24 protein-coding genes, 1 pseudogene and 1 riboswitch are annotated in these 25,643 nt (G+C 48.6%); of the genes and pseudogenes, 3 read left to right on the top strand and 22 right to left on the bottom strand.

All coding sequences use genetic code 11. The features are described from left to right. Positions 1-45: 45 nt before the first annotated feature. The 19 genes and pseudogenes from ACE41H_RS17410 to kdpF form a co-directional block, all read right to left on the bottom strand. The gene (locus ACE41H_RS17410; RefSeq protein WP_375356766.1) at positions 46-378 is read right to left on the bottom strand and encodes a PTS sugar transporter subunit IIA; all 333 of its coding nucleotides are present in this window, start codon (positions 376-378) and stop codon (positions 46-48) included. Continuing rightward, positions 371-688: a PTS sugar transporter subunit IIB gene (locus tag ACE41H_RS17405; protein ID WP_375356764.1), complete on the bottom strand. Its 318-nt coding sequence runs from the start codon at positions 686-688 to the stop codon at positions 371-373. Before ACE41H_RS17405 ends, ACE41H_RS17410 begins: the two co-directional genes overlap by 8 nt. Before the next feature lie 372 nt (positions 689-1,060). After that, complete coding sequence (locus ACE41H_RS17400; RefSeq protein ID WP_375356762.1) at positions 1,061-1,318, bottom strand: DUF6809 family protein; 258 nt, start codon at positions 1,316-1,318, stop codon at positions 1,061-1,063. Positions 1,319-1,514: 196 nt separating this feature from the next. Continuing rightward, on the bottom strand, positions 1,515-1,694 hold the full coding sequence (locus ACE41H_RS17395) for a ribbon-helix-helix protein, CopG family (RefSeq protein ID WP_375356761.1): 180 nt from the start codon (positions 1,692-1,694) through the stop codon (positions 1,515-1,517). A 708-nt stretch (positions 1,695-2,402) separates the two neighbouring features. After that, positions 2,403-2,885 (bottom strand): RHS repeat domain-containing protein, encoded by a 483-nt coding sequence (locus tag ACE41H_RS17390; RefSeq protein ID WP_375356760.1) that lies wholly within the window; start codon positions 2,883-2,885, stop codon positions 2,403-2,405. A 1,154-nt stretch (positions 2,886-4,039) separates the two neighbouring features. Beyond that, complete coding sequence (locus tag ACE41H_RS17385; RefSeq protein ID WP_375356758.1) at positions 4,040-5,473, bottom strand: polymorphic toxin-type HINT domain-containing protein; 1,434 nt, start codon at positions 5,471-5,473, stop codon at positions 4,040-4,042. Positions 5,474-5,529: 56 nt separating this feature from the next. Then, the gene (locus ACE41H_RS17380) at positions 5,530-5,763 is read right to left on the bottom strand and encodes a hypothetical protein (RefSeq protein WP_375356757.1); all 234 of its coding nucleotides are present in this window, start codon (positions 5,761-5,763) and stop codon (positions 5,530-5,532) included. Positions 5,764-5,967: 204 nt separating this feature from the next. Then, positions 5,968-6,084, bottom strand: a pseudogene (locus ACE41H_RS17375) (transposase); the annotation flags it as partial. Between the two features lie 6 nt (positions 6,085-6,090). Next, positions 6,091-6,474 carry a hypothetical protein gene (locus ACE41H_RS17370; protein WP_375356756.1) on the bottom strand — a complete coding sequence of 128 codons (384 nt, stop codon included), beginning with the start codon at positions 6,472-6,474 and terminating at the stop codon, positions 6,091-6,093. 15 nt (positions 6,475-6,489) lie between these two features. Further along, the gene (locus ACE41H_RS17365) at positions 6,490-8,406 is read right to left on the bottom strand and encodes an RHS repeat domain-containing protein (protein WP_375356755.1); all 1,917 of its coding nucleotides are present in this window, start codon (positions 8,404-8,406) and stop codon (positions 6,490-6,492) included. Further along, complete coding sequence (locus tag ACE41H_RS17360; RefSeq protein ID WP_375356754.1) at positions 8,349-8,759, bottom strand: RHS repeat domain-containing protein; 411 nt, start codon at positions 8,757-8,759, stop codon at positions 8,349-8,351. The genes ACE41H_RS17365 and ACE41H_RS17360 overlap by 58 nt, the downstream gene beginning before the upstream one ends. Positions 8,760-8,834: 75 nt before the next feature. Further along, a complete protein-coding gene (locus ACE41H_RS17355) occupies positions 8,835-9,290 on the bottom strand; it encodes a GNAT family N-acetyltransferase (RefSeq protein ID WP_375356753.1) in 456 nt (151 codons plus the stop codon). Positions 9,291-9,357: 67 nt separating this feature from the next. Next, positions 9,358-10,077 (bottom strand): response regulator, encoded by a 720-nt coding sequence (locus ACE41H_RS17350; RefSeq protein ID WP_375356752.1) that lies wholly within the window; start codon positions 10,075-10,077, stop codon positions 9,358-9,360. Further along, the gene (locus ACE41H_RS17345) at positions 10,074-11,606 is read right to left on the bottom strand and encodes an ATP-binding protein (RefSeq protein WP_375356751.1); all 1,533 of its coding nucleotides are present in this window, start codon (positions 11,604-11,606) and stop codon (positions 10,074-10,076) included. The genes ACE41H_RS17350 and ACE41H_RS17345 overlap by 4 nt, the downstream gene beginning before the upstream one ends. Positions 11,607-11,700: 94 nt before the next feature. Next, positions 11,701-14,025, bottom strand: a complete 2,325-nt coding sequence (locus ACE41H_RS17340; RefSeq protein WP_375356750.1) for a histidine kinase — start codon at positions 14,023-14,025, stop codon at positions 11,701-11,703. A gap of 87 nt (positions 14,026-14,112) precedes the next feature. Further along, entirely contained in the window at positions 14,113-14,682 is a 570-nt protein-coding gene (kdpC, locus tag ACE41H_RS17335) for a potassium-transporting ATPase subunit KdpC (RefSeq protein WP_375356749.1), read from the bottom strand. Positions 14,683-14,888: 206 nt separating this feature from the next. Then, the gene (gene kdpB, locus ACE41H_RS17330; RefSeq protein WP_375356748.1) at positions 14,889-16,919 is read right to left on the bottom strand and encodes a potassium-transporting ATPase subunit KdpB; all 2,031 of its coding nucleotides are present in this window, start codon (positions 16,917-16,919) and stop codon (positions 14,889-14,891) included. Positions 16,920-16,947: 28 nt separating this feature from the next. Next, complete coding sequence (gene kdpA / locus ACE41H_RS17325) at positions 16,948-18,618, bottom strand: potassium-transporting ATPase subunit KdpA (RefSeq protein ID WP_375356746.1); 1,671 nt, start codon at positions 18,616-18,618, stop codon at positions 16,948-16,950. Positions 18,619-18,648: 30 nt separating this feature from the next. Continuing rightward, the gene (kdpF, locus tag ACE41H_RS17320) at positions 18,649-18,726 is read right to left on the bottom strand and encodes a K(+)-transporting ATPase subunit F (RefSeq protein WP_375356846.1); all 78 of its coding nucleotides are present in this window, start codon (positions 18,724-18,726) and stop codon (positions 18,649-18,651) included. A gap of 413 nt (positions 18,727-19,139) precedes the next feature. Continuing rightward, positions 19,140-19,289: riboswitch (cyclic di-AMP (ydaO/yuaA leader) on the top strand. A 14-nt stretch (positions 19,290-19,303) separates the two neighbouring features. On the opposite strand from kdpF, the gene ACE41H_RS17315 reads away from it, so the two are divergent. Then, on the top strand, positions 19,304-19,834 hold the full coding sequence (locus tag ACE41H_RS17315; protein ID WP_375356745.1) for a hypothetical protein: 531 nt from the start codon (positions 19,304-19,306) through the stop codon (positions 19,832-19,834). 110 nt (positions 19,835-19,944) lie between these two features. Here the strand turns inward: ACE41H_RS17315 and ACE41H_RS17310 are convergent, their stop codons facing one another. Together ACE41H_RS17310 and ACE41H_RS17305 are read right to left on the bottom strand one after the other, a co-directional pair. Beyond that, positions 19,945-20,814: an aldo/keto reductase gene (locus ACE41H_RS17310; protein ID WP_375356744.1), complete on the bottom strand. Its 870-nt coding sequence runs from the start codon at positions 20,812-20,814 to the stop codon at positions 19,945-19,947. An 83-nt stretch (positions 20,815-20,897) separates the two neighbouring features. Beyond that, entirely contained in the window at positions 20,898-21,314 is a 417-nt protein-coding gene (locus ACE41H_RS17305; protein WP_375356742.1) for an RrF2 family transcriptional regulator, read from the bottom strand. A gap of 158 nt (positions 21,315-21,472) precedes the next feature. Between ACE41H_RS17305 and ACE41H_RS17300 the strand changes: the two genes are divergently transcribed. Next, positions 21,473-22,450, top strand: a complete 978-nt coding sequence (locus ACE41H_RS17300; protein WP_375356740.1) for an aldo/keto reductase — start codon at positions 21,473-21,475, stop codon at positions 22,448-22,450. A 284-nt stretch (positions 22,451-22,734) separates the two neighbouring features. Here ACE41H_RS17300 and ACE41H_RS17295 read toward each other — a convergent pair whose 3' ends face one another. Continuing rightward, the gene (locus tag ACE41H_RS17295; protein ID WP_375356845.1) at positions 22,735-23,544 is read right to left on the bottom strand and encodes a YitT family protein; all 810 of its coding nucleotides are present in this window, start codon (positions 23,542-23,544) and stop codon (positions 22,735-22,737) included. Between the two features lie 403 nt (positions 23,545-23,947). Here ACE41H_RS17295 and ACE41H_RS17290 point away from each other — a divergent pair, with 403 nt between their 5' ends. Continuing rightward, positions 23,948-24,889 carry an alpha/beta hydrolase gene (locus ACE41H_RS17290; RefSeq protein WP_375356739.1) on the top strand — a complete coding sequence of 314 codons (942 nt, stop codon included), beginning with the start codon at positions 23,948-23,950 and terminating at the stop codon, positions 24,887-24,889. Positions 24,890-25,643: the final 754 nt, after the last annotated feature.

The following is a 25,643-nucleotide window of genomic DNA, read 5'->3' as shown; positions in this document are numbered from 1 at the left end:
GAAAAATCAGCTCACGCTTGCATGTAAGCCGTTTCAAAGATCGGCTTATAAATTCCTCGATTTAAACAGCTCCAAAAGCTCATGGACCAGATCCTTCATGGTAACCGTGGACATCAGATGATCCTCCGCATGCATCAACAGCAGTGTCAAAGACGTTGGAGTTCCCTCGGCTTCCTTCTTGACCATCTGAAAATGGATGTCATGTGCAGCCCGTAAATCCTGCTTCGCCTGCTTGAGCAGTTCATCCGCACCTTCCACGTTCCCATTGCGATATTCGGTCAGAGCCTGAATGACTTTACTCCGGGCACTTCCACTATGGAAAATAAGCTGGAAGCTGATTTGCTCCTCCGTTAAATCAGCAATGTTCACCTTATCCATTTTTGCGTTCCACCAACTTCAGAGCCTGTTCATACGCCTTCTTGCCGTCAACCATCCCATAGGCCATCATGTCTATTACTTCTACATGAATACCATATTGAGCAGCCTCTTTCTCCAATTGGCCTTTCAGGAAGCTCATTTGGGGGCCAATCAGTACCGCATCAGCCTTGGTCAATTCTTCAGACGCCTGATCTTGACCAACCGCCCAGATTTCGGCCTCATCTCCGATCGACTTGGCATGCTCCTGCATTTTGGTAACCAGCATACTTGTAGACATACCGGAGCTGCACGCAAGCAAAATTCTCTTCATAACGGTTCTCCATCCTTTCAAGCTTAAAATATGAATTAGCAGAAAACGTTTACAGGAGAAATTATAAACCCAACTTTTTTATTTGTCTAGACATTAAAAATATTTGTATATACTTTTGTCTAAATTTCGAAATTTTATGTTCGTACTGATCTATGTGATCATTCATATTGCGAAAAGCCAAATACCCCTGCAGATCCGGCAGTTGGATTCACAGGGGTTCCCGTTGGCATCGTAAATGCAGCTTCTGCTCTCCTCAGCAACCATTTCGTTCGTACCCGGGGAGACCCAATTCATTGTTTGCTGCAACACTAGACATTCATCCCGCGTTGCCTGAAACTGTTGAAATAAGAAAGGGGAAGCGTCAGACGACTTTCAGCTTTCAGCGGTCGCCCATTCTCTCGTTCGGTGCCCCAAAAGCTTGTGTTCGCCCATGACTTCGATCATCAAGTTGGCTCCAAGCCTGAATCCATGCAGAAAAGCAGCTTCAACATGTATGCTGTTCACGCTGCCGCACAGATCAAGATATTCCTCAAGCTCACGAAAAATATCCTCATCCAATCGGGTTCGCCATTGTTCCGTCTGTGTCACAACTTGTTGGATTAGAGAACGATATTCAGGATGAGACGGCACAATCGCCTCATCGGGATAAAGCTGCCCGTGGATAGTGCTTCCAGAATCGTTTTTATGTTCATCCTCCCATAAATGTTATCGCATCGCTTGAATGAGATTCCTGCACATGGTAGGATATTTATGCAGCCTGCTTATTAAAGCGATTGCGGGTTAGGAAGTAGCGATGTTCTTCTCAGGACGCACGCTGCTTCCTTCTTTATTTTTGGAGCTCGTCGTACACCTTCTCAATCCCTTTGCGCACGATATCTGAACGTGTCGTATTCAGTTTCTTGGCAGCAGCATCGAGCTTGCTCATAATGTCCTGATTGACACGTATCTCGATCTTTTCACTTTTGGGATTGTCAGATGGTGGACGCCCCATCTTTTTGGAGGACATTGCTTCACCCCACTTTTCGTCCTGACAACAATATATTATTGTCAGGACGAAAAGTTAATTCTTTCATTCCGCTGCTCGCCTCTTTTTTCGCGGCCTTTCTATAAACTAACCATTCACATGAATAAGATAAGTACGAAATCTTTATTGAATCCTCGCCAAGATTGCATGAGCACCACCCCGCTCTGCTGTTTCCCTAGCTGAAGCGACATGCAGGGTACCCCTTGTCGAAAGTAAGCGAAACCTCCCGATTGTACTACTACTGCTTCTGTAGCCAGAATAATAACTCCTTCTCGAAATGGTTATAGAAAGCCGATGCGGAACTTTCACCACAATAAAAAGGACCCTCGTAACGAGAGCCCTTCAATGTTATAATTTGGCTTGTACAATACACCTTGAGTGGGCGCACCCTCCGAAAGGAGGTGGTGCGAATGCACATTTCGTTTGGTGAAGTTTTAACCTTCGGGATCTTCCTGTTAGCGTTGTTAACTTACATCGATAAACGAAAGTGACCCAACTCTAGGTTGCCACCAGTGAGGGTCACTTTCAAGAACGCTTGATCTTGGAGGGATTCCCACTCAAGATGTTGTACTGGGGACGGTTGGCAGACCGTCCTTATTTCTATTCTTACTGTATCATACCCGTTTTCATACCTCAATAGTATAATGATTATTGAATAGTGTTAGAGTCAATTGTGTTTGAGACTCATGCCTATCTCTCCACGTCAAACCAGTTACTTTTGGTTGCATAAGCAATTGCTGCAATACTGAGCATTTTTACGCTGCAACTTTCAGCATTTTTAGTATGCAATAAACAGCTGTCAGCTGTACGTTCATACAGCAGGCCGTCTCCGTTATACGAGTACGTAACTTCTTTGCCTTCGACGCTCACCTTGGTTAAGCGGTTGATGGAGTCGTAGGTATACTCGGCGTTCTTCATGCCGAAAATTTTGCCACTGCCCATCTTGTCGCGGTTACCGTTGGCGTCGTAGTTGTAGATTTTACTTTCCTCCGCCGCCATTTCGCTTGCTACCCGATTAAGCGAATCGTAACCAAACTGGTCGGCATTGCCGTTCTGGCTACGCTCAATAATGTTTTTGCTGGCGTCGTACTCATAGCCAAATTGCTGCAGTGCCGAGCCGTTCTGCTCCACGGATACGCCGGACAGATCGTAGCCAACATACAGATAGTTCATATCAGACAGCAGTTTGCCGCTAAATTCTAGTATATTTAAAGATACCTTGAAGGGCATAAAGCCAATCAAGGTTTATAGGTGGTATTATTCCTCCAACATTACCTCAGAGCATACTATCGATAACCACTGGTGTGAGTAGTCTGTAGTAAAAATCCCTACATGCTTTTGCTTATCCGAGTTCTCTTCATTTTCTACCAACTCTTTGAATAGGACAATTGTAAAGAGACTTTCTTTATTTATTTCATCAGGAGTTAAAAGAATTGATTTGCTGATTTGATAATCTACTTTTATGCAATTTTTGAAAACAATTTTTAATAGTCTTGTAGTATCTCTACCTTATTGGATGTCCCAATAATAATCAACAACAACTATCAGGTCTATTAGATTATCAGCCCATTTCACTTCAGTAACAATACTATCTGTAAAATCAAAATTTTCTAGAATATCATGCAAACTGGAAGCCAACACTTTCGCTCACCTACTTTTTAAAATAGAAATGTGTTAAATCTCTTAATTCTTGCTTTGTTGCATTGCTAGGGGATACTCCATTGTCATCGAGATAGCTGCCACCCTTATTTTGAACTCTAAAATAAGGAGTTCCTTCCCCTGGGTAAAAGAAAGACCTTGAGGAATTGTAGCCCCCAAAGTCATATACACTATTATAATTCTTTTCTTAATCTCACTATTTTTTTCAATTCGTAGGAATAATTACAGTCGGAGCTAAACGTATCAGTCATGTAGGTAAAAAACTGTTCTGCACCTTGAACTAATGCAATCAATTAAATTCATAAGGTACGCCCATAATTGGTCAACCAAATCCCAATACCTCATATCCAACATACTTTCACCGTAATATCTTAGACAAATTGCACCGTTAAGATATTGGAAATCAAGATCCTTATAGATTTCTTTTAATCTTGACGAATCAGTGATTTCGATAAAATAGTTCTGAGGATTTTTAACTACATCGCTTAAATCAGTAATTTTACAATGTGGTTTCATCAAATATGAATCAACTTGAAACATCGTATCACCCTTACGGAGAATAAAATTGACCTACACGTCCATTATTTAACCCAAGTACATAGTTCTTGCCGTTGTAAGTACCCGTGATTTGGTACATCCCTTTAGTACCCTTGCTCGCAAGGGTATCTCTATTTTGGGATAACTAACTTAATAACACTCGTAATATCTTCAATTGACATACTTGCATCAAAAAACGTTTGTTGTGCCTTTACTGAACCATCCCAGTAATTCGGATGGTGACGCTCTAGAATATGTTTCATCCCAGATTTATCAAGCAGGAAAGTATTACTACCAAACTTCATTTGACTGCTTTGAAAATTTGATAATGCATTTACAACAACATGAGGTGCTACCCCACAAGCATTATGTGTCCAAATCCCAAGGTTTGAGACAAAATACGTATGAAAGTCCTTCACCTTGAAATTGTAAACCGTAGCATGCTCCTGCTTAACCTCAATCTTTTCAATGGCTAACTCCTTGCCATCCGAGGTTGTTAGAACATCGCCCACCGCAAGTTTCTTTGCTTCCACCCAATCCTTGCTAACAATCCAGAATGGATGTTCATCGGTTGTCGTTATGACTTCGCCGCCAACAGGTATATTATACGTTTCCTCAACATCACGTTGGAAGAGCCATTCAACTTCCTTATAAGCTACCTCACCCGTTTCATTGTCTTTAGCTAGGACTTTGTCACCTACCTCGATTTCCTCGATAGGTTTCTCCCCTTCGTCTGTTTGTACTTTGGTTCCTGCAATGAAGCAATTACAGTTCTTTGCGTAATTCAGTGCATCATCTACCAGCTTAAATTCCTTCTCAACGACTTTTCCTGCTTTGTTTTTGAGTGTTAGGATTAATTTGCCGCCTTTTATAACTTTGCCTATAGGCAAGAAGCCTGCGGTTGCTAACCCTTTGGCTAATCCCGACGAATTAGGATCACGGAGTGTATTAACATCATCCAAAATAAGAAAATTAGCTACACTTCCTACAGGCCCACTCCAGTCTTTCCAAGGGTCTGTCGCTGAATAAGCATTCCCTGCAAAACCTCCCCAACCAGCCCCCATTTCTTGTCTGTGTCCAGACGGGTCCGTATAGATCAACGGATTGTTACCCACACACGTATACAAGTTCAAGCTTAACGGATCCGTAACCTCTCCCTGATACGTATCCTCACCCATAAAACGGCCTACGCCCGGGTCGTACCAGCGGGCACGCAGGTATTGCAGACCTGTCGTGTCATCCCAGTACTCGCCGGAGTAGCGCAGCACGTTTGGCACGGTCTCCTGCTCCGTCAGCGGACCACCCCAGATGTCGTAGCTGTAGCTGTTCAGCACATTGCCTTCGCTGTCGTTCAGGCCAACCACGTCGCCGTGACCGTTCAGTTGGTAGTACTGAAGCGCGCCGGTCGCCTTATCCTGTCTGGCCCAGATTTGACCGGACAGATCGTAGATGTACACATAAGTCAATGTCGGGGTGCCACCCGTGACATCCGCTTCGGCCATGAGTTTGGCTTCTTCGTCATAGTAGTAACGGATCGTTTTGCCGTCTGCCGTGCGCTCGTACAACAAGCCGTCTCCGTTATACGAGTACATGACTTCTTTGCCCTCACCGCTCGCTTTGGTCAGGCGATTGATGGGTCGTAGGTGTACTCGTTTTTTTTCATGCCGAAAATTTTGCCGCTGCCCATCCTGTCGCGGTTGCGGTTGCCGTTGTCGTCATAGTTGTAGCTTTTGCTCTCGTCAGGCGTTTCAGGCAGGCCGTTCGGGGTGTAGTCAAAGCGGACGAGAAGACCTACCGCAGCCTGAATGCTCATCCCGCCACTAAAAGAAAAACCTTGAGGAATTATTACCCTCAAGGTCTTCAGCTTTAGATAAACCATAAAGTCTTTAATCTGATATTACTAAGTACTGCAATTGTATCTGTAGTAAACTTTACATCAGTTTCGTCCCCGTTACGCTCAAGCATACTCAAACTTCGACTAAAACTCGTCTTCAACCCTAAATATTTCGTTCTTTTCATCCGTAAAGAGATTCACAATATTGTTCCTGATCATTTCTTAGGTCACACTTCCCACGGTTGTACAAGAATACCCTCTTGCCCACAAATGCTAGCCCCAATATCTCTTTTTTAGCTCTGGAAACTCCTCCTGTAATAATCTGGATGAACGTGAGAGGACGCATGGTTACAATAACGCTTTGAACATCTGTAAGATATTAGCCAATACCGTTTGGTCAGTAGTATATTTAAATTTCATACTCTGATCTTCGTGACTTCCTCCAATTTGTCCCAAAATACATATATGCCCTAACTTACCAATTTCAAAAACAACATGTGCATCCGAATCATAATCTTTTACAATGCACGAACCCTCTAACGATTTTAACATTTGGGAAAATGTTTCGACTATGCAGATGATATGCTCCTTTGGCATACAGAAGTTAGAGGCACCTGCAAACTCACCAGAACGTACCTTAATATTAAATGTGAAATAACCATCAACAGTGTATAAATGTGTAATTTTCAATTCTTGGTTTTCTGAACTAATAAAGGAATTTTTATTCAGCATTTTTCTTTACTCCATTTATTTGAATTTAAAATCGTCAAAAGCCCCTGTCTTGGCATTATAAACAAAGTGGATTTCTATGCCATTGACATTTTTGCTCATCTTAACCCAACCTTCTTTCGAAAGCCACCTAGAATCAGTCATAGTAATTGATTTCAACTCCTTTGCACTGTTAAGAGGAGCTGATAGCACCTCTTTCATTGCTAGCTGTTCATTCAGATTATTGGGTACTGTTCTCCCCGTTGACCCCCTACCCAATGCAACATCTTTATACATTTGAGTAAGTCCATCATCAAATTTTCCCGTTCCCTTAGATTTCCCCTTGATACCGCCGTTGCCACCGATCATGCCACCTGCAGCAATCGCAAGAATTTCATCATCTGTCCACTTCTGGTACGCGCTTAACAGCTGTTCTCTAGCCCAATCGGATTTACCAGCACTATTATCATAGGCACTCGTTCCCGTTACCAAGTCATATAAGTAATTGTACTGGTTTGCGCCCCCAAAGATAGATGCAAAATCGTAACGATCCCGTATGAAATCTTTGTAAAGCTGATAGCTAGAGTTTTTCGTGGAATTCGATCTTTCTCTGGCGTCATTTAGTAAGATTCTAAGCTCTTGATAATCAAGCGTTTCAAAATAATGTCCACTCGGGTCCACATAGATTAAAGGGTTATTGCCAACATACGTATACAAATTCAAACTTAGCGGATCAGTAACCTCTCCCTGATACGTATCCTCGCCCATAAAGCGGCCTACGCCTGGGTCGTACCAGCGGGCGCGCAGGTATTGCAGGCCTGTCGTGTCATCCCAGTACTCGCCGGAGTAGCGCAGCACGTTTGGCACGGTCTCCTGCTTCGTCAGCGGACCGCCCCAGATGTCGTAGCTGTAGCTGTTCAGCACATTGCCTTCGCTGTCGTTCAGGCCCACTACGTCGCCATGGCCGTTCAACTGGTAGTACTGCAGTGCACCGGTCGCCTTGTCCTGTCTGGCCCAGATTTGGCCGGACAGATCGTAGATGTACACATACGTAAATGTCGGTGTACCACCTGTGACATCTGCTTCAGCCATCAGCTTCGCTTCTTCGTCATAGTAGTACCGGGTCGTTTTGCCGTCTGCCGTGCGTTCGTACAACAAGCCGTCTCCGTTATACGAGTACATGACTTCTTTGCCCTCACCGTTTACCTTCGTCAAGCGGCTGATGGAGTCGTAGGTGTACTCGGCGTTCTTCATGCCGAAGATTTTGCCGCTGCCCATCTTGCCACGGTTGCCGTTGGCGTCGTAGTTGTAGATTTTGCTTTCCTCCGCCGCCATTTCGCTTGCTACCCGGTTCAGCGGATCGTAACCGAACTGGTCGGCACTGCCGTTCTGGCTACGCTCAATAATGTTTTTGCTCGCATCGTACTCGTAGCCAAACTGCTGCAGGGCCGAGCCGTTCTGCTCCACAGATACGCCGGACAGATCGTAGCCGTCATAGTTAAAAGTGGTGCTCAGTCCGCTGCCACTCGTCTGGCGCTTCAGCAGGCTGTTCGGCGTGTAGTCAAAGATCATACGGTCGAGCGGACCTGACGCGGCCTGCAGGCTCATCCCGCCTCCGCCCGTGCTGAGCTCCATCTCCGTAACCCGGTTCATGCTGTCCAGCGACGCTTCTACAGTAGTCGAACCGCCTTGCGGATCGGTCAGCGTGTAGCCGGTGCGGGACTGCGTGTTATACGTGTAGCTGATCTTCGTTCCGTCCGGATACGTCAAGCCGGTCAGGAAGCCGTTGTCTTCATTGTACGAATACGCAGTTGTCCCATGAGCATCCGTCATGCTGGTGCGGCGGCCTGCGTTGTCGTACGTGTAGCTTGTCGTGAAGTCCGGTCCGGTCATCTTCGTCAGCATGTTGTCGTCGTTATATTCGAACTGGATGTTCTGCGAATTGCTTGTATACATGCTCGTGACGTTGCCGCGCACATCATAAGAATTCGTCGTTGAGGTGCCGGAGGCCTTGCGGTTATATGTGCGGCGGCCCAAATCGTCATAGTTGTACAGGCTTTGCTGGCCGGATCGGTAACGGAAGTCACCTGGCCGAGCGTATCATATTGATATGCAGTGCGCTGTCCATTGCCGTCTGTCCGGCTTGTGACCATGCCCGCCAGATTATAGGTTACAGATTCCAGCGGCTGGAATGAACCGTCTCTGTACTCCTGTACCGACGTAACCTGTCCAAGCAGGTCTGCAACCTGGCGCTGACGATTGCCTGCCGGGTCTGTGTAGGTTACCGTACGCTCGGCATCGTCGTACACCGTGCTGTCGCTGGTAAAATACCGAAACTCTGCTGCAGCAGAATTCCGGTATTTTGTGTTTAACGAATATGTATCTCACAACGCTTTAGTCATAAATGCGCTGTTCGGGTCTTCAATATAATCCGCGAACGGTCCACAATACCCGAAACCGAAGCTTTCATACAGTTTTCTGGCCGGTGCGAAAGCTTCCATGGAGCCGGTTTCCAGACTGATCCGCTCATACCCCCGCCGCTTGGCTTCTTCGATAATATAGGCGAGCAACTCCCTGGCAACCCCTTTGCGCAAATGCTGTGAAGCGGTACGCATGGACTTTATCTCTCCGTGTAGCGGGTCAAGCTCCTTCAGCGCCCCGCAGCCAAGCAGCAGACTCTCTTCCCAAGCGCTCCAAAAGGTAACCTCCGGCTTCTTCAAGCCGTCAAGATCCAGGGCATGAACACTCTCAGGCGGAGAGGTAAGATGCATGTCCTGCAGATGTTCCCCAATTAACGCGATAATCTCGGGTCCGGTTAAATCATCCTTTTTAATATCCAACGAAACCCCTCCTTTTCCTATATTAATTCAGCATCATATCATGTAATTCAGCAAATGAATATAGAAATTATTCAGGGTTTGCATGCTCCGGGGTAAGGAACCTGTACCCGATCCCGGGTTCCGTAATAATCAGCTTGGGCCGGGTTGGGTCTTCCTCCAGTTTTTTTCTCAGGTGGCTGATATAGACCCTCAGGTAGTGGCCTTCGGTGGATTCATTGTGATGGCTGCCCCACACCTGTTGCAGCAGGTGTCGCTGTGTAACGACTTTATCCGCGTTTGTAGCCAATATTTTCAGAAGATCGTACTCTGTCGGTGTCAGTTTGACCCGCTCATCCCCCAGCATGACACTGCGCTGTGCCAAATCGATGACCAGGTCGTCGAACTTGAGGATGGGCTCATGAACGGACTTCGCGACATGCCGCAGGGCGACACGGATTCGCGCGAGCAGCTCTCCCATGCCAAACGGCTTCGTGACGTAATCATCCGCCCCGCCGTCAAGTGCGGCAATCTTATCTTCTTCCCGTTCTTTGGCTGTCAGGACAATAATCGGTACACTGGACCATTCACGAATACGATGGAGCACCTCCATGCCCGGCATATCAGGCAGGCCCAGGTCCAATACGATCAAATCGGAATGGACAACCGTGGCTTTCACGATGCCCTCCTCGCCGGTCGCCGCCTCTTCAATTTCAAATTGATGGGCTTGCAGGGTCACTTTAAGCAACTTGCGAATCTGGGGCTCATCGTCGATGACCAGAATTTTGGCCCCTGTGTCGGATGTTGTCATAGATTCTCCATTTCTCCTTCTGAATGCATGGACATGCTCTTGTTTTCGTCACTTAGCGGGAGGCATATCGTAATGATCGTTCCCCGATCCGGTGCGGGCTCCGCAGATATGGTGCCATCGTGCAGCTCCACAATCCCCTTGCAGATCGCCAGCCCCAAGCCGGTCCCCGGCACATGCTTTGTCCTGTCCGCCCGGTAAAACTTGTCGAATATCCGCTCCTGATCGGCTGCCTCAAGCCCCATTCCCCTGTCTCTGACGGAGATGATGATTGAATCCGCTTCAGCGTGAACTTCAATCGTTACTTCACTGCCATCCGGCGAGTATTTGATTGCATTGCTGACCACATTGACCAGCATCTGCTCCAGCAGAACCTCGTCCCCCTGGATCAGCGGAATATTGCCTGGCATATACACAAGCAGCTTCCGCTGCTGCTGAAAATCCTGCACCTGCTGCAGCACAACCCCGAGCAGATCCTCGATATCACACCATTTTTTCCGCAGCTTCAGCATGCCGCTCTCCAGCTTGATCATGCCGAGCAAATTGGACACAAGCCGGTTCATACGCAAAGCTCCATCCCGAATCGTGGCCAGTAAATCCAGCCGGTCCTCTTTGGAAAAAAGACGGTCTCCTTCAAGCAAAGCCGTTGCAGAGCCGATCACTGTCGCCAAAGGGGTCCGCAATTCGTGGGAGACGGAATCCAGGATTGCCGTCCGCAGCCTTTCCGACTCTGCAGTCAGATGGGCCAGCCGAGCCTCTTCGCTCAGCTTCAGGCGGGCGATAGCGCTTGCGGCAATCTCGGCGAGCGCCTCCAGCAGCCTTGCCGTCTCCGGGGATGGCAGCGCAGACTTGAGATTCACGCCCAATACCCCATAGGTTTTTTCTTCAATTCGCAAAGGGATGTACAATCCGGCCGATTCCCGCAGCTTATCCGCGCCCCTTCCGGCCCGGACACCATGCCGGTACACCCATCTGGCGATGACCATCTCCCCTTCGCTTCTTCCCCAAGCGGAAGCCCCCGGGTAAGACGCAGCCAATTCCAGTTCATCCTTGCTATCCGGCAAATAGATAACGGCTTCGGCTTCCACAGACCTGGACACCTGGAGGACCACATGGTCCAGCAGGGCAGGAATATCGGCAATAGCATTCATTTCTTTACTTAATGTATATAATGATGCCGTATGTTCTTCCCTTTGCCTGGAGTATTCCAATTGCTGCTTCAATCTGGCTGCCAGACTTCCCGTTAAGGCAGCCACGGACAGGAAGATAATAAATGACACCACATAACGAAGATCCGCCACCGTAAAACTCAACTGGGGAGGAACGAAGAAAAAATCAAAAGCCAGCACGCCCAAGCCTGCCGCATAGAATGAAGATCCTTTGCTCCCGTACACCGCGCTTATTAACACGGGCAGCAAATAGATCAGAGCAATATTCACCAGATCAAAAAAAGGACCGCCGATCCATTTCAAAGCAACGGTCAGCAGTATTATAGACAAGGTAACCCATATATACGGGCGCTTCTGCACCATTCACGTCACATCCTAAAAATCTCTGCCTACAAAAATAGTATGAACAAACATCCTGAATTAGGCAACTCCCGGCTTAGATCAGGTTTAGACCAGGTTACCGCTCCTTCTGGCTGAAGCCTGATACAACCAGCACATCCATATGACGCCCGTATTTCAGGATCGATTTGACCGTGCTGCCTGCCAGCATACGCTGCCATACATTCTGCTTTGTCTGTCCCACAATCATTTGTGTGCTTGCATACAGATTGGCTTTCTCCAGCAGCTTCTGCGCCACCTCCCTTGGCCTTCTCACGTATTGAAGCTCAAATTGCCCCCCGAAGCGCTGGGTCAGCTGCTCCAAATCATGAATACGCTTCTGCTCTTCTTCTGTAAACGCGCTCTGCAGCGCGACAAAATGAACGTACCAGCGTGCTTTCAGCCGGTGTGCGATCCGGAAGCCTCTGCGAATCAGACTCTCCGCCCGTGCGCTCAAAGTCACACAGACGAAGATCACCTCCTGCCGCCGCCACGGCCCGCGCAAGGAGCCTCCCCGTTCCCATGCTTCCAGCCGTTCGTCCACGTCGTCGGCAAGCTCCCGCAGAGCCAGCTCCCGCAGGGCAATCAGGTTGCCTGTCTTGAAAAAATGATTCAAGGCCTGATCCACCTTGTTCGCCGCATAAATCTTCCCTTCCCGCAGCCTCTGCTGCAAGGCGTTCGGAGCGACGTCGATTAACTGGACCTCATCGGCCAGGCGCAGGATATTGTCAGGAACCGTTTCCCGCACCCTGACGCCCGTAAGCTGCTCCACGGAGTCGTTCAAACTTTCCAGATGCTGCACATTCATGGTTGAAATGACGGAAATGCCAGCGTCCAGAATCTCCAGAATATCCTCGTATCTTTTCTTGTTCCTGCTGCCGGGAATGTTCGTATGGGCAAGCTCATCCACAAGCACAACCTCAGGATTATGCCGTATGATCTCATCCACATCCATTTCCTCCAGCCGGGTTCCACGGTAGTCTGCCGCTTTTCTTGGAATGGTGTGCAAATCTTCGATCTGCTCCAGCGTTTCCTGGCGCCCATGCGTCTCTAGCAGGCCAATCACCACCTGAATCCCTTTGCGCAGCAAAACATTGCCTTCCCGCAGCATCGTATACGTTTTCCCTACACCAGGCGCTGCCCCGATATACACCTTGAAAGTGCCCCGCTTGATGCGGCTGATTTGCTCCTTCACTTCCGTCTCGCTCAGACGCCGGTACGGGTTTGTATCATGCTGCTGCCGAATGGAGGTTGGCAAAATTCGCTCCCCCTTCGCCTCGGCGGTATCTGCAATAAAAAACAAATCCATATTGCTGACCAGCTTCATCAAGGAATTGGCGATAGAGCCTCTGATCCACTCCTGCCACGGCGTCTGTTTGGAATGGCCCAGCACGATCCGTGTCACCTTGTTTTTGATCGCATAATCCACAAGCTGCCTGGGAATCGTCCTTCTGGATGTGAACGGAAGCTCAATGAAGTCCGCATCCTCGATTTTCTCGGTCATCTTCACCATGGAACGTTTAAACGCGGTCTGCTCCCTGGTAAGCTGCTTCTGTGGATTCACGAAGGTAACCACGAGCATTTCACCGTTCAACCTTCTCGCAATTTGCTGGCCGCGGCGAATGTAGATCGATCCGTTCCAATGATACTGGGTGGAGACCAGTATGCGCTCCGCCGCACCGGAAGGGCCGTTCAGGCCTAACTCCTCCCGATGCTTTTCCAGCGATTCGTTGACATCCTCGGCCACAAGCCGCAAAGCCAGCTCCCGTAACTTTCCCAGGTTGTTCCGTTTGGACAGCGAGGCTTGGGCCGTCTCCAGCGCTCCCTCCGACAGGCGGGTAAGAATCGATTCGGGTGTGACGTCGATCAGACGGATTTCATCGGCCAAATCCAGCGTTTCGGCAGGGACCGTTTCTTCCACCTTAATACCAGTCAGCTTCTGGGCAAGCTCGTGATAGCCAACCAGTTCATACACATTGATCGTGGTAATGACGCTAATCCCGGCCTTGAGCAGATGCTGAATGTCCTGCAGGCGGGTCTTGAACTGTGCCCCCACACGGTTGCGGTGCGCCAGCCCGTCTACCAGCACCACCTCCGGATTGCGCTCCAGCAGCATTTCCAGGTTCAAGTCCTTCTTCTCCACGCCCCCATGCTGCCAATGAATGCTGGGCACTCTTTCGAGACAGCCGATCTGCTCGATCGTTTCTTTGCGCTGCATGGTGGATACGGCGCAGATTACCACATCGATCCCCTTTTGCCTCAGACTGTTGCCCTCGCGCAGCATATGATAGGTTTTGCCGGAGCCGCTGAATGGGCCAATATAGATTTTCAAGCGGCCGCGCTTCAGCTCCGAGATCGACTTTAATATTTCTTCAGGGGTTTTCCTTCTGAATCCTTCCTCCATATGAACCACCCGCAATTATCCAAAATGATAAAGCTCCGCATAAAAACCATGACCCCGCCCAGCAAAATCTCCTGAGCGGGGTGACCTTCATTGCATTTGTTCTTGTAAAGCCAAGTTTAATTTCAGCACATTCACTACCGGCTCTCCCAGGAAGCCCAGCTCTCTGCCGGACGTATTGTCCGTCACAAGCTCATTCAGCTTTTCTGCCGGAATCCCCGTCAAGCTGCTAATTCTTGGAATTTGCGCCTTTGCCGCTTCCGGACTAATGTGCGGATCAAGGCCGGAACCGGAGTTGGTGATCAGGTCAATCGGCAGCTCGCTGACCGGTACGTCCGGATTGTCCTTTTTCCACGCCTCCACCGATTCCTCCGTACGGGCCAGCATATCCGGGTTGGAAGGGGCATAGTTGCCGCTGCCCGAGCCTGCCGCATTATAATCAATAGAAGACACACGCCCCTGGAAAAACTTGGGGTTCGAAAAATTCTGCCCGATCAGCTCCGAGCCAATAACGTTGTTCTGATCATCATATAACAGACTGCCGTCCGCCTGCTTGGGCATCACCGCTTGGGCAATGCCTGTCACCACCAGATTATATAGAAGCCCGCAGACCACCATGAACACCAGGCTTAAACGCAGGCTGCTCACAATTATTTTCATTTTCATAACCGCCCTTTCTATTTAGTGTGCGTTCAAAAAGTCAGGTTTTCAGCACCGAGAAGGTTGGATGAAGCTAGGGACTGAGGAGCGGAGCGTACGTTTTGTGTACGTGAGCACCGGAAGTCCCGGCTGAATTCAAGATTCGATGTCGAGCCTGCTTCCTGATTTACCTCGTGATCAAAAGATGACTTTTTGAACTACCTCTATTACACCCACAGATGGACAACCAGATCGATCAGCTTAATACCAACGAATGGCACAATCACGCCGCCCAAGCCGTAAATGAACAAGTTACGCTGCAGCAGTTGCGACGAGGACATTGGCTTATACGCCACACCCTTCATCGCCAGCGGGATAAGCAGTGGAATAATGATCGCGTTAAAAATCAGCGCCGACAAAATCGCCGAGCTTGGCGAACCCAGCCGCATAATATTCAACACATCCATTTGCGGGATAGCCACCATGAACAGCGCGGGAATAATCGCAAAATATTTGGCTATATCGTTCGCAATACTGAAGGTAGTCAGTGCTCCACGTGTCATCAGCAGCTGCTTGCCGATCGACACCACTTCAATAATTTTGGACGGATCGGAATCCAGATCCACCATATTCGCCGCTTCCTTGGCCGCTACCGTACCGCTGTTCATCGCAATCCCTACATCCGCCTGCGCCAGGGCAGGCGCGTCATTGGTACCGTCGCCCGTCATCGCCACCAGCTTGCCTTCGGCCTGTTCCTTGCGAATGACGGCAATTTTGTCCTCAGGCTTGCTTTCTGCGATAAAATCATCGACCCCGGCCTCAAGCGCAATTGTCGCTGCGGTCAGAGGATTATCACCTGTACACATAATCGTTTTAATCCCCATTTGCCGCATTTGCTCAAACCGATCCTTCATGCCTGGCTTCACGGTATCCTTCAAATAGATGAGTCCGAAAATCTCCTGATCAACCGCCACGGCCAGCGGAGTGCCCCCGGCCTTCGCAATGCGGTCGCTGTGCTGGTCCAGATCCTTGGGAAGCTTCCCGCCTTGTGCGGTGACCCATTTCTTCACGGCATCGACCGCGCCCTTGCGCACCTGGCGTCCATCCTGCAAATCCATACCGCTCATGCGAGTCTCCGCCCGGAATTCGAGAAACTCGGCTCCATCCCCAAGAGATACATCATACGCAAACCCTAACTTTTTCATCAGTTCCAGCACGGATCGTCCCTCTGGCGTCTCATCCTTGAGCGAGCTGATAGCGGCCCACTCGGCCGTTTCGCTTTCCTTATGCCCCCCGACAGGGACAAATTCACTCGCCATCCGGTTCCCGAATGTGATCGTTCCGGTCTTGTCAAGGATGATCGTGTTGATATCTCCAGCCGCCTCGACCGCTTTCCCTGACATCGCCAGCACATTGAACTGGGTTACACGGTCCATGCCGGCAATACCGATGGCAGACAGCAATCCACCAATGGTCGTCGGGATCAAGCATACGAGAAGCGCGATGAGCATCGGAATTTCCAAAGAAACATTTAAATATGCCCCGAAGAACGGCAAGGTTACAACTACGATCAGAAAAATAAGTGTCAGGCTGGTCAACACGGTGCTCAGCGCAATTTCATTAGGTGTTTTCTGACGCTTTGCGCCTTCCACGAGCGCAATCATGCGGTCGAGAAATGACTCGCCGGGATCGCTGGTAATGCGCACTTTGATCTGGTCACTCACGACACGCGTGCCGCCAGTGACTGAGCTGAAATCGCCGCCTGCTTCCTTAATGACTGGCGCCGATTCCCCGGTAATCGCCGATTCGTCTACCGAAGCAAGCCCTTCAATCACCTCGCCGTCCCCGGGAATCATTTCTCCTTGGGCGACGATGACAATATCCCCTTTACGCAGCTCCGAAGAGGACACGACCTTGACCACATCTGGCCCTGTCATTTTGTTGGCTTGAATATCCTGCTTTGTCTTCTTCAGTGTATCCGCCTGCGCTTTGCCCCGCCCTTCGGCAAGCGCTTCAGCGAAGTTGGCGAACAGTACCGTGAACAGCAGAATTAATGCAACCGCCAGATTATATCCCCATGATGCCGTTCCACCAAACAGATCCGGTACGAATATCAGTAAAAGCGTAATGATAAATCCTATTTCAACAACGAACATGATCGGATTGCGGATCATGACACGCGGGTCCAGCTTCAGGAATGATTCCTTGATGGCCTTCTGAATAAGCTCAGGGCTCATCATCGATTTTTTTTGTTTCATGGCGAGCTTCCTCCGTTACTTTCTTTGGTTAAGGCTTCAGTGTCAAAAATTCCGCAACCGGTCCGAGCACAATCACCGGGAAGAAGGTTAAAGCCCCCACAATCAGCACCGAGCCCAGGAACACCCCGGCGAACAACGCATTATCGGTCCGGAACGTGCCTGATGTTTCCGGTACAGGCTTTTTGGCAGCCAACGAGCCTACAACCGCCAGCATCGTCATCATCGAAAAATAGCGTCCCAGGAACATAACAATACCTGTCGCAATATTCCAGAAAGGCGTGTTATCGCCAAGTCCTTCAAAGCCGGAGCCATTATTCGCGGCTGCGGACGTGAATTCATACAAGGCCTGTGTCAGCCCGTGGAACCCGGGATTCGAGATCGTATCCGGATTTGTATACAGGGCCAGCGCTGTCGGCGCCAGGATCAGCAACGGGTGAATCAGCATCGTAACCGCGATCAGCTTCATCTCCCGCCCTTCGATCTTCTTGCCGAGAAATTCAGGCGTTCGCCCGACCATCAGACCAGACAAAAACACACCGATCATTGCGTACATCAATACGTTGACGAGACCTACACCCACACCGCCAAACACCGTGTTCAGCATCATATTCGCAAGCGTGATCAATCCGGCAATCGGCGTCAGCGTGTCATGCATCGTATTGACAGCACCCGTCTCGGATGCGGTGGTGACCACGGAATACAGGGAGGATTGCGCCACGCCGAAGCGGACCTCTTTGCCTTCCATACTGCCTTGTTCATGCTGGATTCCCATGGCGTTCAGGGCAGGATTGCCCGCACTCTCCGCGCTCAGGGAAATGCCCAGCATAACGATGAAGAGCATCGCCATCGACACGAACAGAACACGCCCCTGCTTGGCGTTGCCAACCATTTTGCCATACGTAAAGGGCAAGGCCGTAACGAGCAGCATCATGAGCAAGATCTGCAGCATGTTGCTGATAGCGTCCGGGTTCTCGAACGGATGGGCCGAGTTGACTCCGACATATCCGCCGCCGTTATTTCCCAATTGCTTTATGGACAGGAACGATCCTATCGGACCGCGTGCAATCTCCTGTACCTCTCCGCCAATTGTATGCGCTACAGCTGTAACATCCAGCGTCTGCGGCACACCAAGCGCGATAAAAATTAATGCCGCAACAAAGGCAATGGGCAAATAGATACGAGTGATCGCGCGGACCAGGTCCACAAAGAAGTTGCCAAGAGGCTTGCCCGCAAGTCCTCTGATCACGGCGATGCCCACCGCAAGCCCCGTAGCGGGGGACATAAACATCATAAATACGATGGCTATCATTTGCGAGAAATAGGAAAGGCCACTCTCCCCGCTGTAATGCTGGAGATCCGTATTGGTCATAAAGCTTATCGCCGTGTTAAAGGCAAGCGTCGGCTCCATATTATCAATGCCGGACGGGTTCAGCGGCAGAAACCTTTGTACCCGGAATATTAAATATACCAAAGCAATCATCACCAAATTGCTAAGCACAACAGACAAGGCGTATTGCTTCCAGGACTGATGGTCCCGGCGGATGCCGCCAAGCGCAAAGATCGGCTTCTCGATCCACCCGAACCATTTATCCAGTCCGGACGGCTCATAGTTAAATACCTTAGCCAAATAAAGACCGGCCGGACGTGCCAGCAGCAGAACCAGCAGCAGCGTCACCCCGATAGACAGTACAGCAAACATAACGTTTGAACTCCTTCCTCTATAACCACATTAAAATTTTTCCGGATTCAGCAGCACGTAAGTAAGGTACACGCCGACCAGAAGAACAACGATGCCAAGCAGCCACATCATGAGCGTTCACTTCCTTCATCCGCAACTTTGCCAGCCCAGGCCAGCAAGCCAACCATCATTAAAGCTAAAAGAATCAAAGATACTACCATTACGATATCCAGCATATTTTCACAACCTTCCACTGTAATTAGACCGCACATCGGCGCCTTGATGGCTCTGCTTGCTGCCAGTGCGCCAATTCTGTTTTCAAATGTTCATATAGGTTGCCTCCTGTGACAGGATCTCATTCTCGGGATAGAAACAAGCCATCTACCCTCGGCACAGAGCCAATGATAATACGGTTCGGTATAAAAATGGGGTTAAGATCTCAGCAGGGGGCGTAAAAAAAGTGTAAAAATGAAAAAAGCCTGCTTTACATCCTCAACTATCAGGACTATTATGTTTTTCAGTTCAATGGAAAGATACACGCAGTGCCGTAATCGCTGAATTCCTGTACACGGGAAGCGGGGGAACCGGAACGGCTTAACCAGCCTTGGGGTGAATCATGAATCGAAATTCATGTAGGGCCAATCTCAGCCCGAACCCGACAGCTAACCTCGTAAGCGTCCGAGACCTGAAAGAAAGGAAATGAAACATGGAGGATTACAAGTTATCCTATCGGCTTCAACCCTTGATGAGCATAAAAGGGAGCTTCATGACCGAGGCACGTATTACAGGGATTCAGCTATTCGAGTTTGATATCGGCACCTGTTACCAGGCGGGAAAAGGAACTTTGAGGAGTTGCCGTTACGGGTTGCTGCAGATCAACTGTGGCTCCTGCACGGGCTGGGGGGAATGTGTGATGTCCGTGAACGACAGCAGCTTCGATATTGTCAAATGGGCATCTTTCCTGCACAGTTTGAAGGGAATGACCCTTCAAGAAGCACTTATCACCACAAGACTGCACCGGATTTTATGGGGAGGAAACAAGGCGGATATGACCCAAACCGCTCTGCTGGACCTCAGTGCCCGGATGGAAGCCGAGGCGAATTGGAAGGAGAATGAGGGATATCCGGAGCCCGCATCCTTACGCAAATTCGCAACACATACGGCGGGTACAGGATTTGACCTGGAACCTGAAGAGTTATTTCAGAAATCAAGTGCTTATTATAGTGTCTTGACTTAGCCAGTTCCATTTCGGACTTTTACTGTATAAATGGCGGCGATGCTGAGCGTGCATTCAAAAGGCCCGCATATAGCTGATATAAGCTATCGCGAGCCTCTTTGGCATTGATTCTACCTTATAAACAGCTTCATCAGCCCATTATAGATTGGATTAACGATATAACCCGTCGGGTTGATCGCATACCTTTTGCCTGAATTGAGCCGGCTGATCATCTCCATTTCATCTCCGCTGAGCTTGAAATCAAATATTTCACTGTTTTCTTTAATTCTTCTCGGGTTGGATGACTTGGGTATAATAAGGATTCCCCGCTCCAAATGCCATCGTAAAATAACCTGAGCCACCGTTTTGTTATGACTACGGGCGATTCGCTGCAATTCCGGGTGTTCAAACAGAGCTTTATTCCCCTGCCCCAGCGGCGCCCAGGCCTCGTGCAGAATTTGATGCTCATTCAGATACGCATGTAAAGCATTTTGCGGAAATTCCGGATGGGTCTCAATCTGATTTATCATTGGCGGAATTTCGGAGTGCTTCATTAAATGTTCAAGATGCCGGATTTCAAAATTCGCAACCCCGATGACTTTAATTTTCCCCTCCACATATAATTCCTCCATGGCTTTCCAGGTTTCTATATAATGAGGCGAGGCAAAATGAATCAAATACATGTCAAGGTAGTCTACGTTCAGCCTTTTTATCGTTTGTTCAAAAGCTTTTTGGGTCGCTTTATATCCATGATCCGTATTCCAGACTTTGGAGGTGATGAAAAATTGTTCACGCGGGATTCCGCTTTTTTGAATCTCCTGCCCCAATACCGCTTCATTTCCATAAATTTTTGCTGTATCAAAATGACGGTATCCTATACGAATCGCTTCACCAATCGCCCGTTCAAACTCTTCCTTTTTCGTGATTTTGTAAACCCCGAAGCCTAATTGCGGAATTTTAACGCCATTGGCTGCCTCTACAAAGTGATTATCAAAGCTCATAGACATACCCCTTTCTCAATCTAAACAATATATTCTATATATAAATTATATATAGTTTTGTCCAAAAAAAAGTTAACCCATCCTTATTCCAATAAATCGGTTAACTTCATTTCCTTTAGAGATTCTTGCATGGCAAGCTCGGCTGCAGACAGATGATCAACGATTTTTTGTTTAACCTCGTCAACCTGCTGTCCTTGAAGGTTCACATCTGTATGGATTTTGAACAAAGCTTTTCCAGGCTCTACTGCAAGAAACACATCAAAAAATGTAATCTCCGATAACGGTCTTGCCAGCATTATTCCGCCTTTAGCTCCTTCTTTGGCGATGGTCAGTTGGGCGCTATTCAGGTTGCGGATAACCTTTGCCGTTGTCGGAACAGGAATATTCAATTGCTCTGAAATGACCTTCGTAGATAAATAACTATAGCAGCGTTCCTCCGCCATAGCGTGAATAAAGAGTAATATCGAAATTCCCTGCGATAAAGCTGTAGAGTATGCCATGTTTCTCATCCTTACTATGATTAGCTTTTCTAAACATACTATATATCTTTTATGTATAGATTTCAAGCTGGGTCGTAATCGATGTCTTTGCGTAGAACCTATTGCATTTGAGATAATGTATATTATCTTATTGATAATCAACAGAAGGAGTGAAGACCATGAACTTCCGCCGCCTTGGCAGCAGCGGGCTGCAAGTATCCACACTCGGACTCGGGACAAATGCGTTTGGCAAGCGCGCCGACGAACAGACCTCGATCCGGATTATCCATCACGCCCTCGACAGCGGCATTAATTTCATCGACACGGCCAACATTTACGCGGGTACGGAATCCGAGAGAATCATCGGCGTGGCGCTGCAAGGAAAACGGCAGCAGGCCGTGCTTGCCACCAAAGCGGGGCTTCCCAGAGGACAAGGACCCAATCAAAGCGGCTCCTCCCGTTACCATCTGCAGCAGGAGCTGGAAGACAGCCTCCGCCGGCTGCAGACGGATTACGTTGATCTGTACCAGATACATACTTTCGATCCGTCTACCCCGCTGGAAGAAACGCTCCGCACCCTGGACGATATGATCTCTGCTGGCAAAATCCGCTACATCGGGTCATCCAACTATGCGGCATGGGAATTGATGAAGGCGCTGAGCGTTAGCGAACGGCAGCGGTTTGCCGCATACATCTCGCTACAATGCAGTTACTCCCTGGCCGACCGTACACCGGAAAAAGAGCTGGTTCCTCTCTGCCTGGATCAAGGCATCGGTATCATTCCGTATTTCCCGTTGGCAGGCGGCATTTTGACCGGAAAATATGCCGGAAATCAGACACCGGCCGGATCGAGAGCAGATACCGATCCCACTTTTTCCAGATTCCTTACGGATGACCGGATCCAGCTCGGTGAAGAAGTAGGACGTATTGCGAATGAACTGGGTTCCAGTCCGACCGCCCTGTCTTTGGCCTGGCTGAAGAACCGGCCTGCGGTCTCCACCGTTATTGTTGGCGCCACCCGGGTCGAGCAGCTACAGGATAGCCTGCAGAGCATGTCCCTGTCTTACGATGCTGAGACTGATAGCAGGCTGAATGAAGTGAGCAGCCGGTTTGTGCACAGCGAGCCCTTTGCCGTATATCGTCTGCCGGATAAATAAACCAAGCTCCTCATTCAGCGGTTACTATAAGTTCGTGTTCAAAAAGTCAGGTTTTCAGCACCGAGAAGGTTGAATGAAGCTAGGGACTGAGGAGCGGAGCGTACTTGGGGTACGTGAGCACCGGAAGTCCCGGCTGAATTCAAGATTCGATGTCGAGTCTGCTTCCTGACTTCCTTCGTGATTAAAAGATGACTTTTTGAACTACCTCTACAATGGAAATAGCGGCAGTCATGGACGAAGAAAAGTCCCGAACTGCCGCTATCTTATTTCAGCCATTTGCCCGACTATTTGGAAATATCAATAAACCCCTCGCCGAAAACATCGCGTACGTCATGTATGGTGACAAAGGCATTCTTATCCTCAGCGCGCACAATTTTCTTAAGCATCGACACTTCCTGCTTGCTGGTTACAATGTACAGTACATCCTTCGACTGTCCGGTGTAATAACCGTACCCGCTCAGCACCGTTACGCCCCTGTCCATTATTTTGGTTACCTGTGCTGCGATCTGGTCGTGGTGGGCGGATATAATCGTGACCGCTTTTTTGGGATTCAATCCCTCAATAATAAAATCCATCGCTTTTGTTCCGACATATAAAATGACAACCGTGATCATGACCTTCTCGATCCCGATGACGAACACGGAGAGTCCAGCCACGATCAGATCGAAGAACAACAGGGCATAGCTGACGTTCCAGTCCCAGTATTTGTTAGCCAGCCGGGCAAGTATGGCTGTACCCGCCGTAGTGCCCCCCACCCGGACAATAAGCCCGATGCCCACACCGGCCAGCAGCCCTGCAAAAATCGCATTAATAAAAGGCTCGCTCGATGAAATCTTCCAATGCTCGGTCAGGTGCAGGAACAAGGCGTTGAAACCGACTGCGATGATCGTATACACCGTTGTTTTCTTATCCAGCAGTTTATTTCCAATCAGCAACAATATGCCGTTTATGACGATGCTGACGAGTGCCGGGGACCAGTTGAGGAGATAAAATAAAATGATGGAAATCCCGGTCACACCGCCCTCTCCGAAGTCGTTCGGAATGATAAACAGATTAACCGCCAGAGCAAACAGAAACGCCCCGACAAGCAGCATAAGTAAATCAAACAACCTAGTTTTCAAACGATTACCTCCAATGAATACTGAACTTACGAAAAAAGCGATTAAAGGAAAAAATCATCCTTTAATCGCTTTATGCACACCTAAGTCGCCCAGCTCTTTTAATAACTTTCATTATAGTAGTCAACCCACGTGTTGTAAATCCTTTTCAATCCCATAAATGGTTTGTTCACAGACTTATAGTCTTCTGCATCATCCTTTCAACTTAGGACATACTAAACTTCTCCTTGTTTCTATTGACACCCTAAATCGGATTTTATATTTTATATAATTTAATTTTATACAATTTAATTGATTTATAATAATCAATAGGTTATAATTGGGACATGAATCGCTGCTCACAATCTAACCTCAATAAACTAAAGGAGATTGATGAAGAATGACAAAAAAAGTTGTATTGGAACCGGCTGCCCAGAAATTTGTTGAAGACACTGCGAATCCTCCTTATCTCTTTGACCTTGGTCCAGAGGAAGGTCGTAAAGCTGTGAATGAAGTCCAATCCGGTGATGTATTTAAACAACCGGCGGATATCCAGGATATCAAGGTTGAAGGCGGACCGACTGGCAGCGTGCCTGTACGCATTCTTCGTCCCGTGAACGCAACCGGGGATCTGCCAGTCATTCTATACATCCATGGAGCGGGCTGGGTTTTTGGCAATGCTCATACACATGACCGGCTTGTCCGTGAGCTCGCCACAGGCTCTGAAGCTGCTGTTGTCTTTCCGGACTATAGTCTGTCACCGGAAGCCAAATATCCTACGGCTATTGAAGAGATCTATACTGTATTGCAATGGATTGAGTTTAATGCCAAGAATGAAGGTTTTGACTTGAACCGCCTTTATATCGCCGGCGACAGTGTGGGCGGAAATATGGCTGCGGCCATTACCTTGCTTGTCAAGGAACGCAAAGGGCCTGTTATACATAAACAGTTGCTCTTTTACCCGGTAACCGATGCTGCCTTTGATACGGAATCCTACCACCAGTTTCAAACAGGATATTTTCTGCGCAGGGATGGAATGCAGTGGTTTTGGGACCAATATACAACCGATGCCGCTGAACGCAATCAGATCACGGCTTCTCCATTAAGAGCATCCAAGGAACAACTGGAAGGATTGCCACAAGCCTTGATTATTACCGCTGAAGCGGATGTTTTACGGGATGAAGGAGAGGCATACGCGCACAAGCTTCTTGAAGCCGGTGTACCCGTAACCTCTGCCCGCTTCCAACATATCATTCATGATTTCGTCATGCTGAACGCTCTGGCAGAGACGAATGCGGCCAAAGGGGCCATGCTCCTGGCAAATACGTGGTTAAAACAATAACCGCCAAAATCGAAGCAGCGGCAGTCACGGACGAGAAATAAATGTCCGTGACTGCCGCTGTATTTTTTTCTCTTATCCCGCAAATTTCGCATTAACTCAACTTTCGCAGAGCCCAAATCCACTTAAATCTTTGTAGCTACTGGGTTCTGAGAAATTCGAATCCCCTTCTAGTGCTGGACAGTCAAGCCGCCAGCCGATCGTGGCAAGACATGTGATACTCGCTTTTCAGGAGCCTTGCACGATTATCCCGTTGGATCAGGTACAGAAAAACAGGAACCGAAAATATACTTTAGGCACGTTAAAGTAAATAACGGATCAAAATGAGGCACGAAAATACCTGTTGTTACGCGATTCAGAACCATCGAATGGATCTATTATTTTTTGGATCGTGCCTTATGGAGAAGCAGATCGGTTCGAGGTCATGAGACGTTCTTTGGAGAAAGCAGAGCATTTAGGTGATGTGAAACCGACCGAAAGAAGTAGGGAGCGGAGCAAGGCACCGGAAATATAAAAAGGCCTGGGTCCTCGTTGCCGCTTGAACTCGAATTTTTCCGATGTCCTCGTTCATGCTAACCCACACCGATCAAGCGACGTACCTTATGCTCACCTTTCCTCGTTCAAGTACTGCAATTAGGCCGCAGCCGCAAGAGGCTGCACCGGTTGGCGTGCAATCAGTCGGCGGTAAGGGATCGCCGGAATCGCCACGGCCATGTACAGCAACTTCTGCCACATCGTTCCTTCCGCTCCGGACAGG

It is taken from the genome of Paenibacillus enshidis (genome assembly GCF_042136365.1).
GTDB classification, from domain to species: Bacteria; Bacillota; Bacilli; order Paenibacillales; family Paenibacillaceae; genus Paenibacillus; species Paenibacillus enshidis.
The sequence above is the reverse complement of the archived record's forward strand: the minus strand, read 5'-3'. Positions and strand labels throughout refer to the sequence as shown.